This window comes from Rhizobium sp. P32RR-XVIII (assembly GCF_012641395.1).
Taxonomy (GTDB): Bacteria; Pseudomonadota; Alphaproteobacteria; order Rhizobiales; family Rhizobiaceae; genus Rhizobium.
In genome coordinates, this window is record NZ_JABAIH010000059.1 from 1 (window position 1) to 3,402 (window position 3,402).

General features: G+C 55.7%; 2 protein-coding genes. Both read right to left on the reverse strand.

Annotated elements, in window-relative coordinates:
• Positions 1-197: 197 nt before the first annotated feature.
• Entirely contained in the window at positions 198-737 is a 540-nt protein-coding gene (locus tag HGP14_RS34980) for a transcriptional regulator (protein ID WP_168834353.1), read from the reverse strand.
• Positions 738-990: 253 nt separating this feature from the next.
• Positions 991-2,157 (reverse strand): MFS transporter, encoded by a 1,167-nt coding sequence (locus tag HGP14_RS34985; protein WP_168834352.1) that lies wholly within the window; start codon positions 2,155-2,157, stop codon positions 991-993.
• Between the last annotated feature and the right edge of the window lie 1,245 nt (positions 2,158-3,402).

Sequence of the window (3,402 nt, forward strand, 5' to 3'; positions counted from 1 at the left end):
GAGCATTATGGCCAGCGGCCTCGTTCTGCGCGCCGCATTCAAAGGCCGGACACATGGCAGCTCCGACCAGAAACGTGCAAAAAGTCGAAAACCTCTTGCCAACCCGGGGCCGTCCACACATGGCGCAAAGCAGACATCGCGTCATGTTAGAAATGGTTGTCCGGTTGAAGGGTAGCTGCTGCCCAAAGTTCTCGCTCTCAGATTTTGCTTGTCGAAACACCGGGGATATTTTGGATCAATCTCCACCGCTCTAATTCGAGCACGGCATCTGGCAGAGCACGGTGGGCGAGGGTGACGGGTTCGGTCTCCACGAGTATCGTTTCGACCAACGCCGAAATTTCCCCGTCCGTGAGATTGGCTCCGGCGGCCCGACGCGCGGCGTCGAAAAAAGCTTCCTCTGACCGGGCAAGCCGGAGGGCATGTCGTGGATATCCCGCCGCCCTCAGAAGCGCACTCAGCCATTTTCCATCCCAGGACGGTGCGCTGGCATAGAGCTTGTGTCCGCTCAGTGCATCGATCATCTCGGTCGCAATGATACCGACAGACACACCTTCATCCAGAAGGCGTTGGCGTGGAATGCCATGGATAGCTTCGGCCTCAGGCGACCAGTCCGTCCAGTCCGGGGCAGGGCGGATCAGCGCCGATCGCGATTGGCCATTTTCAAAGACCCATGCCACTTCAATGGGGAAGCTTTTCTTACTGAGAGATGAGGCCTCGAAATCCAAGAAAACAATCAATCCGGTATAACCAGCGTTCAAGCCGTCCTCCGCAATGGTTCTGACAAGTTTGCCCAACATCACCCGCATCACGCGTAAACTAAGGCGAAAGCACGTCCGGCGACTGCGAATGATCCATTACAGCCATTGCGGTGATCGCATCTCCAGAGAATGCTATCTGCAACCGGAATCTGGAAAAGCTATATCTTCGTCCACCTAATCCGCTAAGGAAGCGGGTGTCTCCAACATGGGCTGCCGGTATAAGATGCCGGATTCATTCAGCCAATCCGAATGCTTTCATTTGACGGCGTGGCGCGAGTGACCGCACCGACCACAACGCGGTCAAAATTATCGGAAGGCAGAGTAGATAAGAACTTCGTATGCCCGCCGTTTCGGCGACGAAGCCCAGGAGCGGAGGAGCGAGGAAGAAAACGACAAAAGACATCTGTGCCAACGCCGCTACGTTCAAGTGAGGGCTTCGATCCTTTCTCTGTGCTGCCGCAGAGACTGCCAAGGGATAGACCGCACTGCATCCAGCGCCCATCATCGCAAATCCAACGAGCGCGATGATCGGAACAGGTGCCAGCCAAACGCAGCACACGCCCAATGAAGCCAACGTTAGCAGGACGGCGGCAACCGCGCGGGAACCATGGCGATCAACAAATGGGTCTGCATATAGCCGGACCAGGGCCATGAAGAAGGTGAAAAGCGTAAGCCCCAGACCTTCAATGAAAGGCTCCACCGCGAAAACGTCTCGCATGTAAATCGCGGACCAATCGATTCCTGCTCCCTCCACAAGGAACGCCGCGATCCCGATTAAGCAAAGCGGCAACAGCGCTACTGTTGGCAAGGCAATATGGGAAGAACCTACTTGTCGTGATAATCCGGGTGCCGAGGCACCGGGCATTCCCTTTATGGCGATCGTTCCCACGATCAAAACGACCGCAAATGTAATCGCCAGATGGAACTGCATCGAAACGCCAGCTTGTCTGATTGCTGAAGAAGCCAATGCGGTCACGAAGAATCCAAGGCTCCAAAAACCGTGGGCTCGGTTCATAACGCCGCGGCCAAGCTGAGCCTCGATACGGTCGATCTCGACATTCAGGTTGATCTCAAGGGCCCCGGCCAGCAAGCCCTCGCAAAAGAGCACGAAGAAGACCAGTGGCGCGTAGCCAACCCATGGAACGATTGCGATCATCGCCGACGTGCCCAAAACCGTAGCGAATGCCGTTGTTCGTGCGCCTAGCTTGACGATGATGGGCGACGAAAAAGTCAGAGATGTTAACGCTCCTATTGCCGCGCCTATAAGCGTCAACCCAAGCTCAGACTTGTTTATGTCAAGCGCAACCTGAAGATCAGGTAGCCTGGATAGCAACGCTCCCATCGAAGCCGCAAACAGGAAGAAGCAAACATAAATCCGCTGCTCCGGCTCGATGCGCATTTCTGAAACTCCGGAAACTTCTTTGGCGTGAACGAGTGACGAGAGGAGGCGACGGTATGACCCTTATCGAGGACCTAACAGGGCTGGCTAGAGTTTTCTTGGGCTTGATGCATGAGTCAGCGGTGTATGGCAACCCATTGGCCGCCCGCCGTTTGCCATTCCCGACGTAATCGTCCTCCGAAATGCACTGATGCAGGTATCCGGCGTTCCACTCCACTGAGTATAAACAATCGTCGCCACCGCGACGACAACGAAGGCGACCACCCAGACAACCCACGAATTCGAGCGTCGGCTCTTTGGCGGTCTTGTGCGAAGACCAAGGTCGAGGGTTGAGCCGAGTGTCGGTACCCAGAACAATATGGAGCCTGCGGATCATGTCGGCCGCATCGAGACGCATACATTATCGAGGAGGGGCTCGAGGCAGCAGGCGACCCAAAAGGGGAGCGGCTGGTATATCGGCGCCCGGGTTTTGACGACATCCCAACGCCGAAGGCAATGGATGAAGCGATTGCTGCTTCGCTGCGGCGGTTTCGTATCGAGAAAGACCCATCCAGGGCAGAGCTGGCTCTCCTTCCAGGATCTATCGAAGCAGTCTATGGAAGATACGAGCGGGCGGTAACGAAGCTCCATGCCACACAGGTCCTTCACCTTTGCGCGAAGTGCTCGGGATTTATCCCGACGATCTGCTCTTCGAAGCTGCCCCTCATCTCTGGGGAACCACGGAAGAGGAAGCTCACGAACGGCGTCGTGTCACGAAGATGGTCCAGGCGCTTCCACCCAAAACACTCCGGACCGTAGGCACTCTACTGGACGCGATTTTCGCTTTGCAGAAATCGCCGGAGACATCATCTCCTCCACTCTGAAGATTTTTCACCAGGACAGTCGCTCCCCGAGCAACCGCGGCCGCGAGCATGGGATGTTCCAGCTATGTCGCACACGAGCTATCCGGCAGGAACTACCATAGGTAATATAGTGTTGGTCTCATCGAGAAGGTACGATGCTCGGTGGGCGGCCGCGCTGCATGTCGGATTTATGTGGCCTCATGAAGATGTTTCAATGGGATAGGGCGCCGCAATGGCATTGCGATGACCCTATAGGACAAAGCTGTTTGAAACAATCTTGGAGAAGCTCACCCAAGTGCATCATGCCTGTTTTGCAGGGTAGGGGATCAGACCTCTTCGTGCAAATGCGCCATGAACACTTCGGCTGGTGTTTTATAGCCGAGGCATTTTCGAGGCTGGTCGT